This is a genomic window from Streptomyces sp. UNOC14_S4 (assembly GCF_020740835.1).
Lineage (GTDB): Bacteria > Actinomycetota > Actinomycetes > Streptomycetales > Streptomycetaceae > Streptomyces.
The window spans coordinates 1-2,958 of sequence record NZ_JAINFC010000711.1 but is presented as its reverse complement, the minus strand read 5'-3'; the positions used below and the strand labels follow the sequence as shown (position 1 = coordinate 2,958).

Below are 2,958 nucleotides of genomic sequence, written 5' to 3'. Positions count from 1 at the left end.
ACCGTCATCGGGGCGGGCCAGTCCGGCGCCGAGGTCGTCCTCGACCTCATCCGCCACCAGGACGGACAGGGCCTCGGCGGCCCCTTCACCCGCTGGCTGGCCCGTACGCCCGCGTTCGCGCCCATGGAGTACTCCAAGATCGGCCTGGAGCACTTCACCCCCGACTACATCCGCTACTTCCGCGCCCTGCCCGAGGAGCGCCGCGAACAGCTCGTGCGCGAGCAGTGGCAGCTCTACAAGGGCGTCAGCTCCGACACCCTCGGCGCGATCCACGACGAGCTCTACGAGCGCACCATCGGCGGCGGCCGCCCCCGCGCGGACCTGCACCCCGGCATCGCGCTGCACGCCGTCGAAGCGGACGGCGACGGCTATCTGCTGACGTGCCGTCACAGTCAGCAGGGGAGCGAGTTCACCGTCCGCACCTCCGCGATCGTCGCCGCCACCGGCTACAGCGCCACGCGCCCCGCCTTCCTCGACACCATGGGCGACCTCGTCGACTGGGACGACAAGCGGCGCTACCAGGTCGACGGCGACTACCGCGTCGCCCTCGACCCGCGCGTCGGCGGCACCCTCTACGTCCAGAACGCCGAGATGCACACCCACGGCGTCGGCGCCCCCGACCTGACGCTGGGCGCCTGGCGCGCGGCGAAGATCCTCAACGCGGTGTACGGGCGGCCCGTGCTGCCGGTGCCGGAACAGGCCGCGTGGACGACCTTCGGTGCCCCGGGGAGTGCCCCCGAGAGCGCCCCCACGGCGGCGGGACAGCAGCAGCCCGCCCCGATCGGGACCCTCCGGTGACGGCCGGGCAGGCCGGGGGAGCGGCCGGCCCGCGGCCGGGCCTGCCGCTGCGGGCCGTCCTCATCGCGGTGATCGCGCTCTACCTGATCGCCGAGACCGCGCTGGCGCCCTTCCTCCCCCAGCTCTTCGACCGCCTCTACGGCGTGGACGACCCCGGCGCGACGGGCCTCTACCTGTGGGTCTGCCGCATCGTGGGCCTGGTCGCGCTCCCCCTGTGGGGGCTCGCGGCCCGCCGCCGCCCCCTGCACCAGCTCGTGGTCGCCGGGCTGTGCTCGGCGGCCGTCATCGACCTCTGCCTCGGCTTCGCGCCGAGCTACGCCTCCTACACGGCGCTGTCGGCCGCCTCCGTGGCCGCCAACGCCGCCCTGCTCCTGGCCTATCCGGCCTTCATCGCCGAGCACACCCGCAAGGCGGCCGAGGAACAGAGCGACCCCGAGCACGCCGAACTCGCCGCGGTGTGCTCCTTCGTCGCCGTCTTCCACCTGGCGGCCGTCGCCGCGACCCTGGTCGGGGCGGGCGTGCTCGCGCTGCCCGACCCGCGCCTGGGCGTCTCGGCGTTCGCCGTGGTCGACGTCCTCCTCGCCGTCCTCATCCTGCGCGTCCTGCGGCGGCTGCCCGCCGCGGAGAAGGCCGCCGAGAAGGCCGCCGAGAAGGCCGCCGAGAAGGCCGCCGAGAAGAACGAGAGGAAGCCGCAGGCGGCGCCCGCGCGGCCCGCCCGCCTCACGCGCGGCCGCTGGCTGCTGCTGGCCCAAGCCGCGCTGATCGGCGTCGCGTTCGACTTCGCGCTCGCCGTGGCGCGGCCCTTCTTCACCGAGTTCGCCGAAGGGCTCGGCAGCGGCTCCATGGGCGGTGCCGTGCTGTTCTTCCTGCCCAGCGTGGGCGCCCTGGTCACGCTGCCGCTGGTACGCCGCTGCCACGACCGCTTCGGCCGACGGCTGCTGCCGACGGCCGCCGTGGTGTGCGCGGCGGGCTTCGTATGGCAGTACGCGGCCGACGGCCTCCCCGCGCTGGTCGGCGGGCGGCTGCTCGCCGGTCTGGGCCTCGGGCTCGCCCAAGTGGCCGTCGAGATGCGGCAGTTCCACTCCACCGGGACGGCGGGCCCCGCCTTCACCGCCGTGGAGACCGTGCGCTCCGCCGGGCTGCTCGCGGCCCCGCTGGTCGCGGCGGCCGCCGCCTCCCGCGACCTCGCCCTGCCGCTGACGGTCGCCGCCGTGGCCCTGGTCTGCGTCTCCGTCGCCTCCCTGGCCAGGCCCGCGGTGCCCGGCTCTGCCCCGGCCCCCCTGGTCGACGCGCCCCTGCCCACTCCGCGTCCGCAGCCCGACCGCACACTTGTCACCGTCCCCGCCGACGCATCCGCCCCCGCACCCGTATCCGCGCACCAGCACCCGCACGCGCACGTCAAGGAGTACGACCGATGAACCGCGCCGCCACCCGAGGCACCTGGGCAGAGGCAGGCCGCCGCCTGCTGGTCAAGGCCGTCGAGGAGTTCGCCTACGAGGAGCTGCTGACGCCGCGTCAGGACGAGGCGGCGGGCGTGGACGACGCCTACCGCCTCGACCTCTCCGACGGCGTCCACTGGACCTTCCGCGCCGCCCGCGGCACCTTCGGCACCTGGCGCCTGGCCGGGCCGCCTGTCCGGCACCCGGCCCCCGCCGACGCCGACGCCGACGCCGACGGTGACGGCGAGGCGGGCCCGGAGCGCTTCCTCCTCGACGCGCGCGGCGTGCTCGGCTGGGACGGCCCCACCACCGCCGAGGTCCTGCGGGAGCTGACCGCCACCCGGCGCGCCGACGCCGCGTCCCTCGCCCGCGCCCTGCCCGCCGCGCGCCTGGCCGACCTGGACCACCTCGACCTGGAGGCCCACCAGGACGGCCACCCCTGCATGCTGCTCAACAAGGGCCGCCTCGGCTTCTCCGCCGCCGACGCGGCCGCCTACGCCCCCGAGACCGCCGACGCCGTCCACCTGGTCTGGGCCGCCGTCCACACCGGCCTCGCCGCGTACTCGGGCGTCCCCGGGCTCGACGCCGACACCCTGCTGAAGGAGGAGCTGGACGACGACGTCCGCGAACGCTTCACCGGCGTGCTGGAGACGGCCTGCGCCTACGGCCCGTACGCGGCCGACGACTTCGTCTGGCTGCCGGTGCACCCCTTCCACTGGGA

The 2,958-nt window shown here is 75.7% G+C and carries 3 protein-coding genes; all 3 read left to right on the top strand.

Translation table 11 applies throughout. From position 1 onward, the window contains the following. Nucleotides 1-798, top strand: a 798-nt coding sequence (locus tag K6I34_RS34715) for a SidA/IucD/PvdA family monooxygenase (protein WP_229332023.1), incomplete at its 5' end; no start/stop codon positions are given. Then, nucleotides 795-2,216 (top strand): MFS transporter, encoded by a 1,422-nt coding sequence (locus K6I34_RS38760; protein WP_229332022.1) that lies wholly within the window; start codon nt 795-797, stop codon nt 2,214-2,216. The genes K6I34_RS34715 and K6I34_RS38760, both read left to right, overlap by 4 nt. After that, on the top strand, nt 2,213-2,958 hold a 746-nt coding region (locus K6I34_RS34705; RefSeq protein ID WP_275127214.1), incomplete at its 3' end, for an IucA/IucC family protein. The genes K6I34_RS38760 and K6I34_RS34705, both read left to right, overlap by 4 nt.